Below are 21,336 nucleotides of genomic sequence, written 5' to 3' on the forward strand. Positions count from 1 at the left end.
GCTCAGCCGAGGATGGAGCGGCCGACGATCTCCTTCATGATCTCGGTGGTACCGCCGTAGATGGTCTGGATGCGGCCGTCGGTGAACGCCCGGGCGACCGGGAACTCGCTCATGTAGCCGTAGCCGCCGTGCAGTTGGAGGCAGCGGTCGGCGGTGCGCTTCTGCAGTTCGGTGGCCCACCACTTGGCCATCGAGGCGTCCGCCGGGGTGAGCGCCCAGCGGTTGTGCTCGGTGATGCAGCGGTCCACGAAGGCGCGGGTGACGGCGCACTCGGTGGCCAGTTCGGCGATCTCGAAGCGGACGTGCTGGAGTTTGGCGAGCGGACGGCCGAAGGCCTCGCGCTGCTTGACGTAGTCGGTGGTGATCTCGACCAGGTACTCGGCGCCGGCGATCGCCGCGGCGGCGATGGTGAGCCGCTCCTGGGCGAGGTTCTGCATCAGGTGGACGAAGCCGCCGTTGAGCTCGCCGATCAGGTTCTCCTTCGGCACCCGGACGTCCTCGAAGAACAACTCGGCGGTGTCCTGGGCCTTCTGGCCGATCTTGTCGAGGTTGCGGCCGCGCTCGAAACCGGGCGTGCCGCGCTCGACGGCCAGCAGGCTCAGCCCGTGGGCGCCGCCCTCGGGGGTGGTGCGGGCGACCACGATCACCAGGTCGGCGAGGATGCCGTTGGAGATGAAGGTCTTGGCGCCGTTGAGCAGGAAGTGGTCCCCCTGGTCGACCGCCTGGGTGCGGATGCCCTGGAGGTCGGAGCCGGTGCCGGGCTCGGTCATCGCGATCGCGGTGATCAGCTCGCCCGAGCAGAAGCCGGGCAGCCAGCGGCGCTTCTGCTCCTCGGTGGCGAGCGAGGTGAGGTACGGGCCGATGATGTCGTTGTGCAGACCGATCGCCAGTCCGGACGCGCCGGCCCGGGCGAACTCCTCGGCCAGTACGGCGGCGTAGCGGAAGTCCGGGGTGCCGCCACCGCCGTACTCCTCGGGGACGGCCAGGCCGAGCAGGCCCTGGCGGCCGGCCGCGAGCCAGGCGGAGCGGTCGACGATACCGGCCTTCTCCCAGCGGTCGTAGTGCGGCAGCACCTCCTTGGCCAGGAAGGCCCGCACGGTGGCCCGGAAGTCGTCGTGCTGCTCGGTGAAGATCTCGCGCTGCAACGCTACTCTCCTTGCTCTGCCGTGGAGTCGGGGAAGGTGCCGCCGACCCCTGGGGCCGGTACATCAGGATCGAGGGCGGGGACGCTCCAGTCGCGTGCCACCTCGGCGGTGTCCGCGCCCGGCCGGGCCGGCGGGCGGCGCAGGGCGCCCGGGGTGGCGGAGAAGCGCGGGGCGGGGGCCGGCTGGGTGACGCCGTCCGCCTCGACGTACGTCCCGCGCGCCGACAAGTGGGCGTCCGCCGATGCCTGACGCATCGTCAGGACAGGCTCCACGCAGGCGTCGGAGCCCGCGAAGACGGCCTCCCACTCGGCCCTGGTCCGGGTGGCGAAGCGGGCGGCGATCAGGGCGCGCAGTTCGGGCCAGCGGGCCGGGTCGTACTGGCCGGGCGCGTCCGGGCCCAGCTCCAGCAGCCGGGCGAACTCCGCGTAGAAGCGCGGCTCCAGCGCGCCGACGGCCAGGTGGCCGCCGTCGGCCGCCCGGTACACCGCGTAGAACGGCGCGCCGCCGTCCAGCAGGTTGACGCCCCGGCGGTCCTGCCAGTGGCCGGCCGCGAGCAGGCCCCACAGCATGGAGCCGAGGTGCGCCGCGCCGTCCACGATCGCGGCGTCGACCACCTGCCCGGCGCCGGTGGCGCGGGCGTGGTGCAGCCCGGCGAGCAGGCCGACGACCAGGTAGAGCGAGCCGCCCGCGTAGTCGCCCAGCAGGTTGGCCGGGATACCGGGGGCCTCCTCGGCCCCGCCCGGCGCCGCCACCATCCCGAGCACCCCGGCGACCGCCGCGTACCCGAGGTCGTGCCCGGCCGTCGCCGCCCGGGGGCCGTGCTGCCCCCAGCCGGTCATCCGCCCGTACACCAGCGCCGGGTTGCGCGCCAGGCACGCCTCGGGACCGACCCCGAGCCGCTCCGCGACGCCCGGCCGGTAGCCCTCGATCAGCAGGTCCGCCCGCTCGACCAGGTCCAGCACCCGCCCGGGGCCCTCCGGGGACTTCAGGTCGATCAGCACCGAACGCTTGTTGCGGTTGCTGAGGTCGTACGCCGGGTCCGTACCGAGCGGCGACGGCTCCGGCCGGTCCACCCGCACCACGTCCGCCCCGAGGTCCCCCAGCAGCATCGCCGCGAACGGCCCCGGCCCGATCCCGGCGAGCTCCACCACCCGCACACCCGCCAACGGCCCCCCGGCCTCCGGCGCCCTGCTCGCGTCACCCACTGGCTGCTGAACCCTTCCCGACGGGTTTGACAGTAAAGCTGTCACACTCGGGATGATAGGCAAGCGACTCGCCGGTAACAAGACCTCCAGCCTCGCGCCGAGCCGCCAATTCCCCCTCGACCCACGCCCGGTGAACCCGGACACTCCCCGCGCCCACGGAATCACGGAGGGTGGGTCGGTGCACTGACGGAGGCCCCCTGTACGGTCGTCATGCCGCAGGGGAGCGGCCGCTTTGCCGATTGGGGAGGATTCCGCGCACATGGGTAACCCGAACTTCGTCACCGGACCGGTCGCACCGGCCAAGGACCCGGTGCCGAGCCTGGAGCTCGCCTCGGCCAAGGACTCCCCCTACGCCGACCCCGCGCCGCCCTCGTCCAACGGCGGCACCGTGCCGGCCCTTCCCTTCATCCACCCCGGCAAGGTCACCACCCAACTGGACACCCCGTACGAACTCAGCGCCTCGGCCGGGATGGCCCGACAGATCGCCACCGACCTCGACAGCGCCAACGGCAAGGCCGGCCCCGGCGCACACAGCCTCACCGAGTACGCGAGCACCGCGTCGACGAAGATCCGCGGCTTCGCCTTCAGCGGCGCACTCACCGGCGCCACGGAGCGGTGGCTGAAGGAGTGCAAGGTCCTGCACGACAAGCTCACCAACGCCGCCGACGGCCTTGAGCAGACCCGGCAGAACTACCACTCCAACGAGATCACGACCGCCGCCGACCTGCGCGCCACCCGGTAGACACCAGAAGGGGGAAAGACAGATGGTGTCCTTCAAGGAACTGCACGAAGCCGACTTCTCCGGGGTCAGCGACGCGGCCGAGGCCTGGGCCGGCGTCGCCAAAGCCCTCACCGCCCTGGACGGCCGGGCCGCCAAGGACCTCACCACCGCCGCACAGCGGGCCGGCTGGAAGGGCGATGCCGCCGACAGCGCGACCAGGAAGCTCCAGGACATGGACGGCGACTTCAAACAGGCCTCGGCCGTCGCCACCGCCCTCGCCGCGGTCATGAAGACCGCCGCCGAGGACTTCGCCGCCGCCCGCCGTGACCTCGACACAGCACTCCACGACGCGCAGACCCAGGATCTGACCGTCTCCGCGGACGGCACGGTCAGCTGGAACATGCCGAAGGACGCGCGCAACGACACGGACGGCGAGGTGCTGGCACGGGACATGGCCGCCAAGGCCAAAGCCGTCGCGGACCGCCTGGGCAAGGCCGTCGAGAAGGCCACCGCCGCCGACCAGCGGGCCGCCCTCCACCTCCAGAGCGACATCGGCACCAGCGACACCGCCTTCAACCCCGCCCCTGGCGGCACCGGCCCGGTCCCCGACGCCAACCGGGCGCGGGACCTGATGGCCAGGGCGTACGACCTCTCCGACGACGAACTCCGGCAGCTGCAGGCCCTCCTGGTCGCCAACGCCGAGAACAGGGAATTCGCGACCACCCTGCTCAACGGCCTCCAGATCGGCGGGAAGACCGGCCCGGAGGCTTTCCTGGACTACACCAAGGTCCTCGACGGACTGGCCCACGGAAGCCACAACGCCAAGGGCTACCAGGACGTTTACGGCAACCTCGCCGTCGTCCTCGCCACCGGCACCCGGGACGCCGGCATGGGCAAGGCCTGGGAGGACGGCCTCTTCCAGGCTGCCCGCCGCCAGGGCGGTCCGGCCGGCGGGCTGAACGACAACTACCCGGCGCTCACCGCGCTCATGGAGACGAAGGGGACCTTCGACCAGGCCTTCGTCCGCAGGGTCGGCACCGACCTGCTCGACTACGAGGCCTCCAGCAAGGCCAAGGGCGTGGATCTGTGGGGCCCGGCATTCACCGAAGACCCCACGAAGGGCGACCCCCTCGCCCCGCTGCTGAGGTTGATGAGGGGCGACCGGGAGACTGCCCAGGAATTCCTCGACCCGAGCCAGAACAAGAACCTCGTCCACCTGCTCAAGGACCGCGGCTGGCTCGACGAGGGCCAGGAGCGCAAGCTCCCCGGAGACGTCCTGCGCGACACCTCGCACGAGATGTTCGCCGAGATGCTCGAGAACGCCACGACCAGCCACGACGCTTCCCGGTACCCCACCCCGCACGACAAGGTCAGCGCGCGGATCATGGACGAGACGCTCAAGACCGTCGGCGGCACCACGCCCGGCGACAGCCTCCCGGTACCCGAGGTCCTCCGCAAGCCGATGGCCAGGATGCTCGCCGACTACGCCCCGGACATGCACGAGATCCTCGGCAAGGATCTGCAGAACCCGTCCCAGCCGAACGGGCTGACCGCCAAGCCGGAGCAACTGCTGCGCGTGGTCCGCGGCGCCCTGGAGGACACGGACACGTTCCGGATCATCCACCAGGCAGAGACCAGGGAGATCGCCCGCCGCCTCGACACGTACGGGCCCGAGGCCTTCGAACCCGACAAGACGGGCCGCCCGAACCACGTCCTGTCCGCCTTCACACAGGAGTCCTCCAAGGTCCTCGGTTCGCTCGACGCGGCGTTCGTCAACGCGACCGTCGACCACGCGGACGCGAAGAAGGCGGGCATCGACTGGCAGCAGAGGATGGCGTACCACGCGATCGGAACGCCCGCGAACGTGGTCCCGGGGCTTCTTCTACCGGGAGTCTCCCAACTGGTGCCGCTGGGCGACATGGCGCAGCGCCTCGTTGATGTCGGGACTGCCAAGTACGCCGAGAACGCCAAGGCCGAGATCGACACCGCCACCACGACCAGCGTGAGCACCCGGTACTCAGGGGGGCAACAGCAGCTGGACGCCATGATCGTGGACAAGGCGAGCCAGTACGGCATCGACCCCGAGGCCGCTGACCGTACGGGCACTGTGACGGAGCAGCTGGTACTCGACGTGGGGAAGGCCTACCAAACCGGGATCGACAAGGCCTACCGAGGCGCGTTCGGCAAGGGGTGAGCGCTGTGAAGACCAAGAAGACCAACCACGAAGAGAACTCCGACAACCCCGACGAGCCACGCTACCGGCTGCAACGACCCTGGCGCGGGATCGTGGTGACGGTGGTGCTGGCCGCGCTGGGCGGCGGGTCGCTCCTGCTGACGGACAACCTGACGAACGCCTTCGGGCCGGACGTCGTGTGCGACGGCGCGGTGAGCGCGGACGAAGTGAACGACGCGCTCGGGTGGGGCAAGGTCAGCTCCACGATGTACGGCGACGGGAAGCTGGACACCCCCGGCGCGTCCTGTGCGGCGATGGTGAGCAACGGGATCTTCGGCAACGACCGGTTCGCCGTCATCGAGCTCCCCAAGGCCGGAGACCTCGCCAGGTTCAAGTACGACGCGGAGTCCCAGCTGTTCGCCGCCTCCGCGAACGGAGGCGCGGCCGGTGCCGTGCACAAGTCGTCGTACGCCTTCGCGCTGCTCCCGAAGGACTGCGCCAACGGGCAGCGGGCCACCGTCAAGTCCCGGTCCTCCGACGCCCGGAAGCTCGCCGGGCTCGCCACGGCGGTGGCCAACCGCGTCGCGGCACAACAGGGTTGCGGCGGGGCGCCGCTCCCCGCACCGCGCGAGCTCACCCCGGCGGGTGCGGACCGCCCCCTCAACCGCGACGCCGTCTGCGGCCTGCCGGGGCTGACGATGCCCGACACTCCCGGTGGCCCCGTCTATCAGGAGACCGTGACCAACGCGACCGATCCGCTGTGGGCCTGCAGGATCCACTCGGACGCGGACCTCAGGTCCGCGATCACCTTCTCCATCGGCACCGATCCGCGCCTCGTCCAGCCGTGGACCCTCGACCCCGGTCCGGCCTTCGGCCGAGCCCACTGGGTCGGGCAACACGAAGTCATGGCGACATGCCAGGGACGGCCCACCCGCTTCCGGTTCGAAGTGGACGGTTTCCGGGACCTCATCGGCAAGACGACCTGGGAACAGTTCCTCACCGCCGGTGCCAAGGCGATCAACTGCGAGCCGATCCTCTGACACCTCCCGCAGGCGGCCGGTTCGCGACCGTCCGCCCACGGAGGCACGCGTGATTCCGGCCGACCGAGCAACACACAGGGGACAGCACATCGTGGAAACGAAGGACGACGACAAGCCCGACGGCTCCGCCACGGGCCTCGCCCGGCGCGTCGATGCGGCGCTCGACCGGCGGGGGTTCACCACGCGGGGGCTGCGGGTACGGCTGGCGGTCGTACTCGTGGCGTTCTCCCTCGTTCCGGTAGGGGCGGTGGGGTTCGGGCTGTACCGGCTGACGAACCTCGGCGGGCCGGACAGTGTGTGCGACGGGGCGGTCACCGCGGACCAGGTGCACCACCTGCTGGGGTCGGGGCGGATCAGTGAGAGCAAGGGTCGCTACTCCGCCACGGAGGACTACACCGGGAACACTTGCACCGCCAGGGTCACTTCCGGCCTGTTCCAGACCTCCACGGCGGTCGCACAGTTCACCATCACCCACAACACCGATGACGGTCCGGGCGCGTTGGCCTCCTCGGACGCCCGGCTGTTCTCCGGTGACTCTGCCGGTTCGGTGACGCCGGACGTCGCATGGGCCGTACTCCCCGAGGGGTGCGAGAAGGGCGTTCGAGCCGAGGTCCGCACCAGTGAGACCGGCCAGGACGAGACCAGGGCCCGGCTGGCCGTAGCCCTCGCCAACGACGTGGCCAAGGCGCGCGGATGCGGCAACGGGGTGCCCCCGGCACCGGCGAGCCTGTCGGAGAAGGGCATCGATTCGGACCCGGACTGGGCCAACCTCTGCGGCCTGCCGGGGTTCGCACCCGCGAAGAACCCCGAGGCCCGGTGGCGCATGCCACAGCAGGTCACCACCGCCACCGCCCCGATCTGGTCCTGCACGATCGGCGGGGACCCGCGACGCGATAGCCGGGTGCAGCAGTTCGCGATCACCACCGAGCCGCAGACAACCGCCCTGGGTCGGAAGAACGGTACGGCCTCCGATCTGGGTCGGGCCCAGTGGGTGGCCGGCGGAACGCTCGTCACGAGCTGTCAGGGCAAGGACGTCTTCTTCACCGTCACCGGCGGGTACTCCTCTCAGCTTGAGAAGCGCTACCTCTTCCCCGACCAGGACGACCTGGTGCGCCAGTTCCTCACCGCCGGTGGCAAGGCGATCGGCTGTGAGCCGATCCTGTGACGCCTCCCCTCCTGCGGGCGGCCGGTTGACGACCGGCCGCCCGCAGGAGCACGCCTGAATCCGACCGACCGAGCAGCAACCGGGGAACGACACACCATGGAAGACAAGAACGGCTCCGCCAGCGGCCCGGTCGGGCGGATGGACGCGGCGCTCGACCGGCGGGGGTTCACCACGCGGGGGCTGCGGGTGCGGGCCGGGGTCATGGCAGTGGCGGCGGTCGGGCTGGTGGCCGGGCTGGGGGTCGCCGGGTGGGCGCTGCTGGCGGACGACATGACCAACAGGTTCGGGCCGGACAGCGTGTGCGACGAGGTGGTGAGCTCACGGGCGGTGAACGAAGCGCTCGGGTCGGGCAAGGTCAGCGCGGAGCCGTACGAGGGGAACGTCAGCCGCGGCACGGCGGTCTGCACCGTGAAGGTGGCCGGGGGGATGTTCGGCGACGACCGGAACATCCGGGTGTCCCTCGGCGAGAGCAAGGACGTGTTCCACCTCCCGATCCCTCCCGGCGCCCGGACGTTCGCCGCCTCGGCGAACGGTGGCGCGGTCGGCGCCGTCCGTGGCGACGAGGCGTGGGCACTGCTCCCCGAGGGCTGCCCCAACGGGCTCTGGGCCAGGGTCACCGCGTACTCCGGGAAGGATCCCGACCCGCTGAAGCTCGCCCGGCTCGCCGTGTCGGCGGCCGACCGCATCGCGGACCAGCGCGGCTGCGGCAAGGCGCCGCTGCCCGTCCTGCACGAGCTGGCCCCGGCCGCCACCGAGCGGGAGCTCGACGGCGACGCGGTCTGCGGCCTGCCGGGGGTCTCCGTCCAGCGCTCGCCCGACAAGCGCTACAGGGAGGCCGTGACCGTGGGATCCGATCCCCTGTGGACCTGCGAGATCACGCCTGAGGATGCGCACGGGAGCACCTCTTCCCTCGTCATCGCCACCGAGTCCCGGCTCCGGCCGGAGGCCACCGAGCGGGACACCAGGCAGGCGTTCGGCCGTGCCCGCTGGGTGGGGTCCCTCCCCCGGGACGAGATCGTGGTGACCTGCCACGGTCGCCCCGTCTACTTCCGGATCGGCGCGATCAGGCACCTGGGGCACCTGTTCTCCACCTCCGACGAGGCCTGGAAGCAGTTCCTCACGGCCGGCGGCCAGGCGATCGGGTGTGAGCCGATCCTGTAGCGGGCGGAAAATGGGCGGGCGGGCGTCGGGGTAATGGTCTATCTTGCGATGGACCTATTACGTGAGACACGGGGGAGCGCCATGAGCACCACCACCACCGACCGTACCGACCGCACCGCCCGCACCGTCGTCGCCGTCTCCGAGCGGCTGGTGCTGACGCGGCCGCGGGAGGGGGACGTGGGGGCGGTGTTCGCGATCCACGGGGATCCGGAGACCAACCGGTACAACCCGCACGGGCCGCAGCGGGAGCTCGTCCAGGCGCGGGAGATGCTGGACGGGTTCGTCGCCGACTGGGTGCGGGACGGGGTGGGGTACTGCGCCGTCGCCACCCGGGAGGACCCGGGGACGGTGATCGGGTTCGCCGGGCTCTACCTCCACACCCTGGACGGGGAGCGGGTGTTCAACCTCTACTACCGGTTCCGGCCGTCCGCCTGGGGCCTCGGGTACGCGGCGGAGGCGGCCCGGGCGGCGATGGCGGAGGCGCTGCCGCGCCACCCCGGGGTCCCGGTGGTCGCCCTGATCCACGCGGACAACCTGCCCTCGCGCCGGCTCGCCGAGCGGCTCGGGCTGGTCGCCGACCCGGACGGCCGCACCGACGAGGAGGACCGGGTGATCCACCGGATGGCCTGAGGCCGGAGCCCGCCGCCCGGAGAGGACCCGCCGGAGGAGCCCCCGCCCGCCGAGATCCCCCGCCAGGGGGAGCGGGATCGCGCCCCGGGCGGAGGCCCCGGCGCCCGGCCTGGCGGGACCGTGGGGGCATGAGGATCAACGAGCACGTGGTGCGGGCCGGGGCGGCGTGGACGGCGGTGGCGGCGACCGGGCCGTACCTGACGCTGAAGCTGCTGTGGCTGACCGGGCATCCGGTGGGGGCGGGCGATCCCGGCGAGATGGACCGGCTGTGGCTGGTGAACCTGCTGACCTTCGGCATGGACGCGATCGCCGTGGCCCTGGCGCTGGCGTTCGTCCGGCCGTGGGGGCGGCGGGCGCCGGCCGGGCTGGTGGCGTTCCCGATGTGGGTGGCGACCGGTCTGCTCGGCACGATCCTGGTCGCGCTGCCGCTGTACCTGCTGAGCCTCCTGGTCCTCGGGCCGGAGAGCGCCGACCCGGACGACAAGGGCCTCGGCGGCTGGGTCTTCCCCGTCGTGTACGGCGGCTTCGCCGTCCAGGGCCTCGCGCTGATCACCGCCTTCGTGCTGTACGCCCGCCGGCGCTGGGCCGGGCTGCTGCGGGAGCGGATCGGCGACCTGCCCGACTCCCCCACCCTGACCGTGCAGCGCGTCCTCGCCTGCGTCGCCGCGCTGCTCGCCGCAGGTGTCGCGGCGGCCCGGGTCTACTGGGCGTTCGGCGGCACCGCCGGAGTGCCGCGGGACCTGGTGGACGGCCGGTCCCGGGGCGTGGCGGTGATGAACGGGGTGACGGCGGTGATGGCGGTGGCCGCGGCGGCGGCGCTGCTGGTCCTGGTCTTCCGGTTCCGTCCGGGGCGCCGGCTGCTCGGGCCGCTGCTGGCGGTCTGGACGGCGGCCGGCTCGCTGTTCGGCTGGGGCGCCTGGCAGTTGGTGGCCTTCGGGGCGACGACGACCCGGGTGACCGAGCTGCGGACGGCCGTCCCCGGGCTGACGCCCCTGGTCCAGGGCGCCCAGGTGGTGGCCGCGGTGCTGGTCCTGGCGGTCGGGGCGGTCGCGCTCACCGAACGCGGCACCCTCCGGCGCGCCGCTGCCGTAGAGTCGCGCGGGTGATCACGGGGGTGGGCATGCGACTGCGGCGTACGGGAGCGGTGGGCGTCCGGCTGCGGCGTGCGGCGGGGGCGTCGGTCGGCCGGCGGGCCCGGCTGCGCTGGGTGCACCTGGTGCTGGGCGGCGCGCTGCTGATGCCGTACTGGATGCTGTCGGTGGTGCTGTACGGGGCGCTCAACCCGAACCAGCCGCCCGGACGCCAACTGCTGCTCTACGTCCTGTCGTTGCTCACCTCGCTGCCGATGGCCGCCGTCACCGCGCTGGTGCCGATGGTGCGGGGGCTGGAGGGCGCGGCGGCGCGGGCGCTGTGCTCGGCGGCCCGGCCGGAGGAGCTGGCCACCGGACCGGCCCGCTCCTGGGGCGCCCGGTGGCGTACCGCGCTCTGGTACGTGCTGCACGTCCTGTTCGGCGGGGTGGTCGCCGGGATGACGCTGGCGGGCACCCCGTTCGCGGTGGTGCTGGTCTGCGGCTTCGCGGGGACCAGGGAGTTCGTCCGGTTGTGGGAGCGGCACTTCCCCGGCTGGCTGGTCACCGGCCCGGCCCTCGGCCTCGGCGTTCTGCTGCTGATCGTCGGCACCAACGCCGTCTGCGGCGCGCTGCTCGCCCGCTGGGCGCCCGCCCTGCTCGGCCCGACCCCGGAGGAGCGGGTGGCCGCCGCCGAGCGCCGGGCCACCGTGCTCGCCCAGCGCAACCGGCTGGCCCGCGAGCTGCACGACTCGGTCGGCCACGCGCTCAGCGCCGTCGGCATCCAGGCCTCGGCCGCCGCCCGGGTGCTGCGCAGCAACCCGGACTTCGCCGCCGAGGCGCTCGCGGCGATCGAGGAGACCGCCCGGGCGGCCGTCGCCGAACTCGACGCCGTACTGGGGCTGTTGCGCGAGGAGGACCCGGAGGCCGCCGGACCCGCCGGGCCGACCCTCGCCGGGCTGGACGACCTGCTGCGCCAGCTCGGCCGCGCCGGGGTGGCGGTGGACGCCGAGCTGGCGCCCGGGCTGGCCGGCCTGCCCGAGCCGGTCTCCCGCGAGGCGTACCGGATCGTGCAGGAGGGTCTGACCAACGTGCTGCGCCACGCCGGGCCCGCCCCGGCCGGGCTGCGGGTCCGGCTCGCCGACGGCCGGCTGGAGATCGACCTGACCAATCCGCTCGGCCCCGCCCGGCCGAGCCGCCCCGGCGGCGGGCGCGGGCTGCGCGGGATCGGCGAGCGGGCGGCGGCCCTGCACGGCGGCAGCGCGGCGGGGCCGGACGGGGACGGAACGACGTGGCGGCTGGCCGTCTGGCTGCCGGTGGGAGGGACGACGTGAACGAGGACATGAACGAGATGGGGTACGACGCCGTGGACGAGGGAACGCGGCAGGGCGCCGACGGCATCCGGGTGGTGATCGCGGACGACGAGCGGCTGGTCCGCCTGGGCCTGCGGGTGGTGATCGACAGCGAACCGGACCTCACCGTGGTCGGCGAGGCCGCCGACGGGGCCGAGGTCGTCCCGCTGGTGCGCGAACTGCGCCCGGACGTGGTGCTGATGGACGTCCGGATGCCCGGCATCGACGGCATCCGGGCCACCGAACAGCTGGTCAACGGGATGGCCCCGCCGCCGCGCATCCTGGTGGTCACCACCTTCGAGCACGATGACCACGTGTACGACGCGCTGCGCGCGGGCGCCGCCGGGTTCCTGCTGAAGCGGGCCCGGGCGGAGGAGATGGTGCAGGCGGTGCGGCTGGTCGCGCGCGGCGACTCGCTGCTGTTCCCGGCGGCCGTCCGCGACCTCGCGCTCCGCCACGGCGCGGACCGGCGCCGGGAGGCCGGGTCGGGCGACCGGGGGCCGATCGGGCGGCTGACCGAGCGGGAGGGGCAGGTGCTGCGGCTGATGGCCACCGGGCTCAACAACGGCGAGATCGCGCGGCAGCTGGTGGTGAGCCAGGAGACGGTGAAGACGCATGTCGGCAGCGTGCTGGCCAAGCTGGGCGCGCGGGACCGCACCCAGGCGGTCATCGCGGCGTACGAGTCGGGCTTCGTGCTGCCGGGCTGACGCCCGCTCAGGATCCACCGCGACCATCACCCGTGCCCCCGGTACGCCCGAACGGCTCGAACGTGGATTCCATCCGATCGGTACCAGCGAGTAGAGTGCGGGTTTCCCCCTCGACGTCCGATACCTCCCGTATCGCCTGGAACGAACTGGTGACCGCATGACAGTCCGGACCCGACCCGCGCTCTGGTGGCGCATGGGCATCGTGCTCTCGGCGGGCCTCGGCCTGACCCTCGGGACCGCGCCGCTGGTCTACTTCACCGTGCAGAGCAACGTGATCGTGTTCGGCTACTTCATCGGCGCGGTGTACTGGATGCTCAAGCGCGGCACCGTGGACGCGCCCGCGCCCCGGCTGCGCGGCGCCGCCACGCTGTACATCCTGATCACCGGGCTGGTCTCGCACATCCTGCTCGAACACGGCGCCAACCCGCTGCCCGGGCTGGTCAGCGGGCCGGACAGGCTGGCGCACTGGTCGTCGTTCTTCCTGCACTACGTGACGCCGGTGATGGTGATCGCCGACTGGCTGGTGCTCAAGCCGCGCAACGCCTCGGCGTGGAAGGACATCCCGCTCTGGCTGGGCTTCCCGCTCGGCTACGCGGCGATCGTGCTCACCCGCAACGCGCTGTTCGACGACTACCCGATGCCCTACCCGTACTTCTTCTTCGACCCGACCACCAAGGGCTACGGCTACGTCTGGGGCCAGATAGCCCTGCTGACCGTCGAGTTCGTGGCGCTCGCCGCACTCGTCGTCGGGCTGGACCGGCTCGGGACGCGGATCGCGGGAAGGCTGCGGTCGACGCCGCAGGCATAGCCCCGGGAGTCCACGCTCCCCCGTCGCTCACGCGGCGGGCGCGTCCTCGGGGAACGCGGCGTCGAACTCGGCCCGGTGCGCCTTCCAGAACGCCACCGCGTGGTCCACGAAGACCCGGCGCTGCTGCTCGCGCACGCTCAGGTCGTGGACGTAGGCCTTCACGGTCTTGCCGTCCGCGGCGGCGGCCTCGCGGATCGCGGCGAGCTCGTGCTCCGTGTACTCGATGGTGAGCGCAGGCATGCCGCCGATGGTACTGGAGCGACGGGTAGTTGGGGCCGCGGACGGCGGTTTTTCACCCGCAGTCAAAACGGTCGCTGTCGAGACCGCCGAGGACCATTGCGCCCGGCTCCGGGTCGGCCCGGAGAAGGAAGCCGGTGCGCCCGGAGGAGGAAGCGGGTGCGGCTCGTCGGATGACGCCCGGGCGGTGGGGCCGGCCGTAGCGTCGACGGGGAGCGGTGGCGGAGGGGTTCCGCGGGGGAGACCGGGGTTTCGGCGGAGGCCGGAGATGACACGCAGGTCAGGAATGGCACGCAGGTCAGGGATGACGCGCACGGCGGGAACGGCGCGCAGGACGGGAACAGGACGCACGACGGGAACGGCGCGCAGCAGGACCGGAAGCGGCATCGGCAGGACCGCGGCCGCGGCGGTGGCCCTCGCGACGGCGGTGGGGCTGGCGGCACCGGGGGCGGCCGCGGCGCAGGAAGGGCGGGGGAACCCGCTGGAGGGGGTCTGGCGGACGGAGGGCTACGGCCTGCTGATCGCGGTCTCCGGGGGCCGGGTCACCACCTACGACGTGACCGCGCACAGCTGCCTGCCCGGGTGGGTCACCGGGACGCAGGCCTCGGAGCCCGGCCCGGACGGCACCACCCGCTACACCGTGGGCAACCTCGCCATGACGCTCACCCCCAAGGGCCGGAACCGGGCCGTGGAACGCGAGGAGAGCGGGGTCGGCACCAAGTCGCTCACCCGCCTGGACGCCCTGCCGCCGCTGTGCGCGCGGCCGGCTCCGAACGACCCGCTCGCGGTCTTCGACCGGTTCTGGGAGGACTTCGAGGAGAACTACCCGTTCTTCGCCGCCAAGGGCATCGACTGGCACGCCGTCCGGGACGAGAAGCGGCCCACGATCACCCCGGCGACGACCGCCGACCGGCTGCAGGACGTCTTCACGGACATGCTCGGCCCGCTCGGCGACGCGCACACCGGGCTGGCCCGGGTGGTCGACGGGCACGCCAAGGAGGTCTTCGGCGGGCAGCGGCCGGATTCGACGGTGCAGACCCCGGAGCTGACCGCGCGGGCCCTGCAGGCCTCGGCCGCCCAGCTCACCGGCCCGGAGCAGCAGTTCGCCGGCGGCCGGCTCGGCGTGGGCCGGCTCCCGGACGGCCTCGGCTACCTCCGGGTGAGCAGCTTCGACGGCTACACCGACGGCGACTTCCGGAGCCAGGTCGACGAGCTGGACCGGGCGCTGGACGCCGTGCTGGCCGGCCCTGACCGGCCCACCGGCCTGGTCGTCGACGTGCGGCTGAACGGCGGCGGCTCGGACGCGCTCGGGCTGCACATCGCCGCCCGGCTCACCGACCGCCCGTACGTCGCCTACCGGAAGGTGGCGCGCAACGACCCGGCCGACCCGACGAAGTTCACCCGGCCCGAGCCGATCACCGTACGGCCGTCGGCGGGCGGGCACTTCACCGGGCCGGTGGCGGTGCTCACCTCCTCGATCTCCACCAGCGCCGCGGAGACCTTCACCCAGGCCATGACGGGCCGCTCCCCGCGGGTGCTCCGGGTCGGCGAGAACACCCAGGGCGTCTTCTCCGACATCATGATCAAGTCGCTCTCGCCGGAGTTCATGGCCGTCCTGCCGAACGAGAAGTACCTGACCAGGAACGGCAGCACCTTCGACGGCCCGGGCATCCCGCCGAACGTCCGCACACCGGTGTTCACCCCGGACGAGCTGGCCGCGCTCAGGGACTCGGCCCTGAGCACGGCCCGCCGGATGCTCACCGAGGACGCCCAAGGCAACCAGAGCAGCCAGGGCGACCAGGGCGACCAGGGCGACCAGGGGGACGCCGAGAACGACCAGGAGCAGTAACGGCAGGAGCAGCGGTAGGCGCTACATCGGCTCCACCGTCCGCAGTTCGCCGTCCAGCTCCAGCCACCGGGTGAGGCCCAGGCCGCGCAGGAACGGCAGGTCGTGGCTGGCCACGATCAGCGCGCCCCGGTACGCGGACAGCGCCTGGGTGAGCTGGCGGACGCTGGCGAGGTCCAGGTTGTTGGTCGGCTCGTCGAGCAGCAGCAGCTGCGGCGGCGGGTCGGCCAGCAGCAGGGCGGCCAGCGTCGCCCGGAACCGCTCGCCGCCGGAGAGGGTGGCGGCGGGCTGGTCGGCCCGGGCGCCGCGGAACAGGAAGCGGGCGAGTCGGGCGCGGACCGCGTTGTCCCCGGCGGTGGGGGCGAACAGCTTGACGTTCTCCACGACGGAGCGCTCCTCGTCCAGCAGGTCGAGCCGCTGCGGGAGGTGCCGCAGCGGCACCGGGGTGACGACCTCCCCCGCCGGCGGGCCGAGTTCGCCCGCGATGGTGCGCAGCAGCGTCGTCTTGCCGGCGCCGTTGCGGCCGACCAGGGCGATCCGCTCGGGCCCGCGCAGGTCGAGGTCGGCGGTGGTGCCGTGGGGCAGCCGGACCCTGTCCAGGGTGAGCACGGTGCGCCCGGCCGGGACGGCGGTGCGCGGCAGGTCGATCCGGATCTCGGCGTCGTCCCGGACGGCCTCCTCGGCCGCGTCGAGCCGGGCCTTGGCCTCCTCCAGGCGCTCGGTGTGCATGCCCTGGAGGCGGCCGGCCGTCTCCTGGCCCTTGCGCTTGAGCATCCCGGCGAAGATGTGCGGGTCGTTGCGGGTGACCGAGCGCTTCTTGCCGTACGCGGCGCTGCGGTCCAGCCGGATGCGGGCCTCGGCCAAGTCCCGCTTCTGGCGCCGGACGTCGGCCTCGGCGTTGCGCAGCAGCCGCTCGGCTGTCTCCTGCTGGGCCGCGAGGGTGCGTTCGTACTCATCGAAGTTGCCGCCGTACCAGGTGACTTCGCCGTCCCGGAGGTCGGCGATCTGGTCGACGTGCCGGAGCAGCTCGCGGTCGTGGCTGACGATCAGCAGCACGCCGTTCCAGCCGGCCACCGTCTCGTAGAGCCGCTCGCGGGCGGCCCGGTCGAGGTTGTTGGTGGGCTCGTCGAGCAGCAGGACGTCGGGGCGGGCCAGCAGCAGGGCGGCCAGCCGCAGCAGCACGGCCTCGCCGCCGGAGAGTTCGCCGGTGGTCCGGTCGAGGCCGAGGCGGTGCAGGCCGAGCCGGTCGAGGGTGGCGCGGGCGCGCTCCTCGACGTCCCAGTCGTCGCCGACCGCGTCGAAGTGGCGCTGGTCGGTGTCGCCGGACTCGATGGCGTGCAGGGCCTCGCGGGCGGCGCGGATGCCGAGCGCCTCGTCCACCCGCAGGGTGGTGTCGAGCGTCAACCCCTGTGGCAGGTAGCCGAGTTCGCCGTCGATCCGGACGGTGCCGCCGGTCGGGGCGAGCTCGCCCGCGATCAGCCGCAGCAGGGTGGACTTGCCCGCGCCGTTGAGCCCGATCAGGCCGGTGCGGCCGGGGCCGACGGCGAGCTGGAAGCCGTCCAGGACGGGCTTGCCGTCGGGCCACTCGAACGAGAGCTCGGTGCAGAGGACGGCGGTGGTGGTGGGGTGGTGTGCCATACAGGCCTCCCGGGGTGGTTGCCGAAGGGGTGGTGAGCAACACGGGGAGACACCGCGGGTGCGGAAACCGGGCACGGCCGGGGGAACGAAGGGGTGGCGTCACGCAGAGGAGTGCCACGGGCCGTGACTGAGGTCGCACACTCGCGCACCGCGCGACGGCAGCAGGGCCTGCGCGGCGGGGGCGGTGTCCCGGGACCTCAGTAGAGCAACGGCCTTCTCCTTGTCTGGCTGATGACCCGGACCACGCTAGGCAGCCCGCCCGGGGCGTGCAACCGATTTACCGGCCGCCGGGCCCGCCGGGACCACCGCGCGACCCGCCGAGCGCACCCCCCGGGACCGCTCCTCGACGGGCCCCCGGTGCCGATCCCGTGCCCATCCGGTGACGGCCCCGTCCCGGTCCGGTGCGGAATTCGGGAGTCCCCCGGACGCATGGCAGACTCCTCACCTGCCATGCCTGCGGCCGAGTGGGGCCGCACCCGGGGAACGGGCCGCGTGGCGGTAGTCAACAGGGGGATTTGAACTCATGTCACCGATATCCCGGCCGGGCCGTGCCGTCCTGGGCGCCTCCGTCGTCGCGCTGACCATGGTGGTCGCCACCGCGTGCGGCCCCGACAACGCCGACCCGGCCGTGACCGCGGCTCCCGGCGTCACGGCCGGCGCCTCCGGCACGCCGGGCGCGGCTCCGATCAAGCTTCCGACGCTCGAAGAGCTGAAGACCTGGAAGCTGGAGGACTGGGACAAGTGGGCCCAGGCCAACGTGATCACCCCGGCGGTCAAGGGTTACTGGACCCTGCAGAAGCTGCTGGACGCCAAGCCGAAGCCGCTGCCGCAGCCCGCCCCGGAGGGGACCCAGCCGCCCGCGCAGCCCACCGGCGCCGCGCCGGCCACCAGCGCGCCCGCCTCGGCCGCGCCCACGGCCCAGCCCACCGCGGCCCAGCCCGGCGGTGGCGGCGGCGCGGACCAGCTGCCCGCGATGGTCCCGGCCAAGCCCGTGGCGCACCCGTTCCCGAAGAACATGCACGTCAACGGCAAGATCTTCTTCAAGGACGGCAACGAGGACTACGTGTGCTCCGGCACCGTCGTCTCCGACCCGGCCAACCCCGGCAAGAGCAACCTGGTGTGGACCGCCAGCCACTGCCTGCACGGCGGCAAGGGCAACAAGTACTACACCGACATCACCTTCGCCCCGGCCTTCAACAGCAACGGCGTGCTGAGCAACGGCAACAAGCAGGCCAAGCTGGAGGACGCCGAGCCGTACGGCGAGTGGACCGCCACCTCCGGCATGGTCTCGCCGCAGTGGGCCGCGGAGGCCGACCCGGAGAAGGGCGGCCCGTGGAGCCAGTACGACTTCGGCATCGTGAAGGTCGCCAACCCCAGCCCGGGCGGCAAGTCGCTGGAGGAGACCGTCGGCGGCTCCGTCCCGCTCTGGTTCAACGCCCCGCGTGACCAGGTCGGCTCCGTCAGCAACTACGGCTTCCCGGAGGGCAAGCCCTTCGACGGCGTGGAGCTGGAGCACTGCGACGGCGGCAAGCCGTCCAAGAAGACCGGCGACCCGAGCCGCCCGGCGATGCTGCTGATCGGCTGCAACATGACCGGCGGCAGCAGCGGCGGCGGCTGGTACGCGACCAAGGACGGCAAGCCCGCCCTGGTCAGCGACACCTCCATCGGCAACGGCGCGAACACCTACGAGGCCGGTCCGTACCTGGAGGACGTGGCCCAGCACATGTTCGAGTACTTCTCGAAGAAGGCCAAGTGAAGAAGGCCGAGTGACCCGCTCCGACGAAGGCCGAGTGGTCTTCCGAGCGGCGCGGTGACCCGCTGAGCGGTGATCCGGGGGCCGCGGCCGCGACGGCCGCGGCCCCCGTCTTTTCGGCCGGACGCCCGGCTCCTCCTACAATCGGGCTCATCATGAGCGCCACACTCGTAGTCAAGGACCTCAGCGCCGGCCACGGCGAACGCACCCTCTTCTCCGGCCTGGACCTGGTCGTCGCCCCCGGCGACGTGATCGGCCTGGTCGGCGTGAACGGCGCCGGCAAGTCGACCCTGCTGCGGCTGCTGGCCGGCCTGGACACCCCCGAGGGCGGCTCGCTGCGGCTGAGCCCGGCGAGCGCCAACGTCGGCCACCTGCCGCAGGAGCCGGAGCGGCGCGAGGGCGAGTCGGTGCGCGACTTCCTGGCCCGCCGCACCGGTGTGGCGGCCGCGCAGGCCGCGCTGGACGAGGCCACCGAGGGCCTGGTCGAGGGTCGGCCGGGCGCCGACGACGCGTACGCCGTCGGCCTGGAGCGCTGGCTGGACCTCGGCGGCGCCGACCTGGAGGAGCGCGCCGAGGAGGTCGCCGACTCGCTCGGGCTGAAGGTCTCGCTGGACCTGCCGATGACCGCCCTGTCCGGCGGCCAGGCCGCCCGGGCCGGCCTCGCCTCGCTGCTGCTCTCCCGCTACGACGTCTTCCTGCTCGACGAGCCCACCAACGACCTCGACCTGGACGGCCTGGAGCGGCTGGAGTCCTTCGTCAAGGGCCTGCGCACGGGCACCGTGCTGATCAGCCACGACCGCGAGTTCCTGGCCCGCACCGTGACCAAGGTGCTGGAGCTGGACCTCCACCAGCAGCAGGTCAACCTGTACGGCGGCGGCTACGAGGCGTACCTGGAGGAGCGGGCGGTGGCCCGCCGGCACGCCCGCGAGGAGTACGACGAGTACGCCGACACCAAGGCCTCGCTGGAGGCCCGGGGCCAGATGCAGCGCAACTGGATGGAGCACGGCGTCCGCAACGCCCGCCGCAAGAGCAGCGACAACGACAAGAACGCCAAGGCGAAGCGCACCGAGTCCACCGAGAAGCAGGCCTCCAAGGCCCGGCAGACCCAGCGGATGATCGAGCGGCTGGACGTGGTCGAGGAGCCGCGCAAGGAGTGGGAGCTGCGGATGGAGATCGCCACCGCGCCGCGCTCCGGCTCGGTGGTGGCCACCCTGCGCGCGGCCGTCGCCAAGCGCGGCGACTTCTCCTTCGGCCCGGTGGACCTGCAGATCGACTGGGCCGACCGGGTCGCCATCACCGGCGCCAACGGCGCGGGCAAGTCCACGCTGCTGGCCGCCCTGCTCGGCCGGCTCGAACTCGACGGCGGCAGCGCCTCGCTGGGCTCCGGCGTGGTGGTCGGCGAGGTGGACCAGGCGCGCGGGCTGTTCCTCGGCGGGGAGCCGCTGCTGGAGGCCTTCGCGGCCGCCGTGCCGGAGCTCGCGCCGGAGGACGTGCGCACCCTGCTGGCCAAGTTCGGCCTCAAGGCGGTGCACGTGCTGCGCCCGGCCGGCACCCTCTCCCCCGGCGAGCGCACCCGGGCCGCGCTGGCGCTGCTGCAGGCCCGCGGGGTCAACCTGCTGGTGCTGGACGAGCCCACCAACCACCTGGACCTGCCCGCGATCGAGCAGCTGGAGTCCGCGCTCGGCTCGTACACCGGCACCCTGCTGCTGGTCACCCACGACCGGCGGATGCTGGACACGGTGGCGGTGAACCGGCGGATCGAGGTCCGGGACGGGCGGGCGCACGAGCTGTAGGGGTCGCCGGGCCCGGGGAGCGGGACCGGCCGCCGGCCGGATCGGCCTCCGGGGATGGCCTCCGGGATGGGTCTCCGGGGATTGGTCTCTACCTCTTCCCGGAAACCCCCTCCCGGAGGGGCCGTCATGTGCTGTGCTGTGCGCCATGGTTGACAGCACTGACAGCGCCGTGGCGGGGACGTCCCACCCGACCGTCCCGCTCACCCCCATGACGGTGCCCGCCCACGAGGCCGAGGCCCGCAGCAGGTCCTTCCACGACGTGATGGCGCAGCGCCGGACCGTCCGCGACTACTCCACCCGCCCGATCCCGGACGGGGTGGTCGAATGGGCGGTCCGGACCGCCTCCACCGCGCCCAGCGGCGCGCACGTCCAGCCCTGGCGGTTCGTGGTGATCACCGACCCGGAGCGCAAGCGGCGGCTGCGCGAGGCGGCCGAGACCGAGGAGCGCGAGTTCTACGGCCACCGGGCGTCCGAGGAGTGGCTGGCCGCGCTCGCCCCGATCGGCACCGACTGGCGCAAGCCGTTCCTGGAGGACGCGCCGGCCGTGATCGTGGTGTTCGAGGTGCACAAGGGCCCCGAGTCGCCGCGCCCGTACTACACCAAGGAGTCGGTGGGGATCGCGGTCGGGCTGCTACTGGCCACGCTGCACCAGGCCGGCCTGGCCACGCTGACCCACACCCCGAGCCCGATGAAGTTCCTCAACGAGGTGTGCGACCGCCCGGCGGAGGAGCGCGCCGCGTACGTCATCCCGGTCGGCTACCCGGCCGAGGGGGCGCGCGTGCCGGACCTGCGGCGCAAGGAGCTCGACGAGGTGATGGTCCGGCTCTGACGCGCCGGGGTGCGGCCGGGCGCGCCCGCCACCGGGGGACGCGCCCGCCACCAGAGGGATATCCGA

18 protein-coding genes are annotated in these 21,336 nt (G+C 73.0%); 14 read left to right on the forward strand and 4 right to left on the reverse strand.

The features are described from left to right. Positions 1-2 precede the first annotated feature (2 nt). Both ACFVXH_RS00570 and ACFVXH_RS00575 read right to left on the reverse strand, forming a co-directional pair. Positions 3-1,145, reverse strand: coding sequence for an acyl-CoA dehydrogenase family protein (locus ACFVXH_RS00570; protein WP_355259289.1), 1,143 nt, complete (start codon positions 1,143-1,145; stop codon positions 3-5). A gap of 2 nt (positions 1,146-1,147) precedes the next feature. Further along, positions 1,148-2,350: a CaiB/BaiF CoA transferase family protein gene (locus tag ACFVXH_RS00575; RefSeq protein ID WP_387819329.1), complete on the reverse strand. Its 1,203-nt coding sequence runs from the start codon at positions 2,348-2,350 to the stop codon at positions 1,148-1,150. A gap of 259 nt (positions 2,351-2,609) precedes the next feature. Here ACFVXH_RS00575 and ACFVXH_RS00580 point away from each other — a divergent pair, with 259 nt between their 5' ends. The 10 genes from ACFVXH_RS00580 to ACFVXH_RS00625 all read left to right on the forward strand — a co-directional run bounded on the left by ACFVXH_RS00580 (position 2,610) and on the right by ACFVXH_RS00625 (position 13,174). Then, complete coding sequence (locus ACFVXH_RS00580) at positions 2,610-3,092, forward strand: hypothetical protein (protein ID WP_049654670.1); 483 nt, start codon at positions 2,610-2,612, stop codon at positions 3,090-3,092. Between the two features lie 22 nt (positions 3,093-3,114). Then, positions 3,115-5,265 carry a hypothetical protein gene (locus tag ACFVXH_RS00585; protein ID WP_387819331.1) on the forward strand — a complete coding sequence of 717 codons (2,151 nt, stop codon included), beginning with the start codon at positions 3,115-3,117 and terminating at the stop codon, positions 5,263-5,265. Positions 5,266-5,270: 5 nt separating this feature from the next. Next, positions 5,271-6,284, forward strand: a complete 1,014-nt coding sequence (locus tag ACFVXH_RS00590) for a hypothetical protein (protein ID WP_387819333.1) — start codon at positions 5,271-5,273, stop codon at positions 6,282-6,284. A gap of 49 nt (positions 6,285-6,333) precedes the next feature. Next, positions 6,334-7,449, forward strand: coding sequence for a hypothetical protein (locus ACFVXH_RS00595; protein ID WP_387819335.1), 1,116 nt, complete (start codon positions 6,334-6,336; stop codon positions 7,447-7,449). Between the two features lie 96 nt (positions 7,450-7,545). Beyond that, positions 7,546-8,610 carry a hypothetical protein gene (locus ACFVXH_RS00600; protein ID WP_387819337.1) on the forward strand — a complete coding sequence of 355 codons (1,065 nt, stop codon included), beginning with the start codon at positions 7,546-7,548 and terminating at the stop codon, positions 8,608-8,610. Positions 8,611-8,691: 81 nt separating this feature from the next. Further along, positions 8,692-9,240 carry a GNAT family N-acetyltransferase gene (locus ACFVXH_RS00605; protein ID WP_387819339.1) on the forward strand — a complete coding sequence of 183 codons (549 nt, stop codon included), beginning with the start codon at positions 8,692-8,694 and terminating at the stop codon, positions 9,238-9,240. Positions 9,241-9,368: 128 nt separating this feature from the next. Beyond that, positions 9,369-10,346 carry a hypothetical protein gene (locus ACFVXH_RS00610; RefSeq protein ID WP_387819341.1) on the forward strand — a complete coding sequence of 326 codons (978 nt, stop codon included), beginning with the start codon at positions 9,369-9,371 and terminating at the stop codon, positions 10,344-10,346. Further along, positions 10,343-11,641: a sensor histidine kinase gene (locus tag ACFVXH_RS00615; RefSeq protein WP_387819343.1), complete on the forward strand. Its 1,299-nt coding sequence runs from the start codon at positions 10,343-10,345 to the stop codon at positions 11,639-11,641. The genes ACFVXH_RS00610 and ACFVXH_RS00615 overlap by 4 nt, the downstream gene beginning before the upstream one ends. A gap of 17 nt (positions 11,642-11,658) precedes the next feature. After that, positions 11,659-12,366, forward strand: coding sequence for a response regulator transcription factor (locus ACFVXH_RS00620; RefSeq protein WP_117491580.1), 708 nt, complete (start codon positions 11,659-11,661; stop codon positions 12,364-12,366). A gap of 157 nt (positions 12,367-12,523) precedes the next feature. Then, a complete protein-coding gene (locus ACFVXH_RS00625) occupies positions 12,524-13,174 on the forward strand; it encodes a Pr6Pr family membrane protein (RefSeq protein ID WP_387819345.1) in 651 nt (216 codons plus the stop codon). Between the two features lie 27 nt (positions 13,175-13,201). Here the strand turns inward: ACFVXH_RS00625 and ACFVXH_RS00630 are convergent, their stop codons facing one another. Next, positions 13,202-13,414, reverse strand: coding sequence for a hypothetical protein (locus ACFVXH_RS00630; protein WP_074002239.1), 213 nt, complete (start codon positions 13,412-13,414; stop codon positions 13,202-13,204). Positions 13,415-13,820: 406 nt separating this feature from the next. Here ACFVXH_RS00630 and ACFVXH_RS00635 point away from each other — a divergent pair, with 406 nt between their 5' ends. Next, a complete protein-coding gene (locus ACFVXH_RS00635; RefSeq protein ID WP_387819347.1) occupies positions 13,821-15,260 on the forward strand; it encodes a S41 family peptidase in 1,440 nt (479 codons plus the stop codon). Positions 15,261-15,281: 21 nt separating this feature from the next. Here ACFVXH_RS00635 and ACFVXH_RS00640 read toward each other — a convergent pair whose 3' ends face one another. Further along, positions 15,282-16,895 (reverse strand): ABC-F family ATP-binding cassette domain-containing protein, encoded by a 1,614-nt coding sequence (locus tag ACFVXH_RS00640; protein ID WP_387819349.1) that lies wholly within the window; start codon positions 16,893-16,895, stop codon positions 15,282-15,284. 523 nt (positions 16,896-17,418) lie between these two features. On the opposite strand from ACFVXH_RS00640, the gene ACFVXH_RS00645 reads away from it, so the two are divergent. From ACFVXH_RS00645 to ACFVXH_RS00655, 3 genes are all read left to right on the forward strand, one after another. Next, positions 17,419-18,651, forward strand: coding sequence for a hypothetical protein (locus ACFVXH_RS00645; protein ID WP_387819351.1), 1,233 nt, complete (start codon positions 17,419-17,421; stop codon positions 18,649-18,651). A gap of 152 nt (positions 18,652-18,803) precedes the next feature. Beyond that, a complete protein-coding gene (locus ACFVXH_RS00650; protein ID WP_074002235.1) occupies positions 18,804-20,441 on the forward strand; it encodes an ABC-F family ATP-binding cassette domain-containing protein in 1,638 nt (545 codons plus the stop codon). Between the two features lie 145 nt (positions 20,442-20,586). After that, positions 20,587-21,270: a nitroreductase family protein gene (locus ACFVXH_RS00655; protein WP_049658730.1), complete on the forward strand. Its 684-nt coding sequence runs from the start codon at positions 20,587-20,589 to the stop codon at positions 21,268-21,270. The last annotated feature ends 66 nt before the right edge of the window (positions 21,271-21,336 follow it).

The organism is Kitasatospora sp. NPDC058184 (assembly GCF_042883725.1).
GTDB lineage: Bacteria > Actinomycetota > Actinomycetes > Streptomycetales > Streptomycetaceae > Kitasatospora.

Bases quoted from the DNA above. Each gene is read 5' to 3' on its own strand.
- ACFVXH_RS00650 (WP_074002235.1), top strand. From the start codon at position 18,804: ATGAGCGCCACACTCGTAGTCAAGGACCTCAGCGCCGGCCACGGCGAA.
- ACFVXH_RS00620 (WP_117491580.1), top strand. From the start codon at position 11,659: ATGGGGTACGACGCCGTGGACGAGGGAACGCGGCAGGGCGCCGACGGC.
- ACFVXH_RS00630 (WP_074002239.1), bottom strand. From the start codon at position 13,414: ATGCCTGCGCTCACCATCGAGTACACGGAGCACGAGCTCGCCGCGATC.
- ACFVXH_RS00655 (WP_049658730.1), top strand. From the start codon at position 20,587: ATGGTTGACAGCACTGACAGCGCCGTGGCGGGGACGTCCCACCCGACC.
- ACFVXH_RS00610 (WP_387819341.1), top strand. From the start codon at position 9,369: ATGAGGATCAACGAGCACGTGGTGCGGGCCGGGGCGGCGTGGACGGCG.
- ACFVXH_RS00640 (WP_387819349.1), bottom strand. From the start codon at position 16,895: ATGGCACACCACCCCACCACCACCGCCGTCCTCTGCACCGAGCTCTCG.
- ACFVXH_RS00585 (WP_387819331.1), top strand. From the start codon at position 3,115: ATGGTGTCCTTCAAGGAACTGCACGAAGCCGACTTCTCCGGGGTCAGC.
- ACFVXH_RS00580 (WP_049654670.1), top strand. From the start codon at position 2,610: ATGGGTAACCCGAACTTCGTCACCGGACCGGTCGCACCGGCCAAGGAC.
- ACFVXH_RS00625 (WP_387819345.1), top strand. From the start codon at position 12,524: ATGACAGTCCGGACCCGACCCGCGCTCTGGTGGCGCATGGGCATCGTG.
- ACFVXH_RS00600 (WP_387819337.1), top strand. From the start codon at position 7,546: ATGGAAGACAAGAACGGCTCCGCCAGCGGCCCGGTCGGGCGGATGGAC.
- ACFVXH_RS00645 (WP_387819351.1), top strand. From the start codon at position 17,419: ATGTCACCGATATCCCGGCCGGGCCGTGCCGTCCTGGGCGCCTCCGTC.
- ACFVXH_RS00605 (WP_387819339.1), top strand. From the start codon at position 8,692: ATGAGCACCACCACCACCGACCGTACCGACCGCACCGCCCGCACCGTC.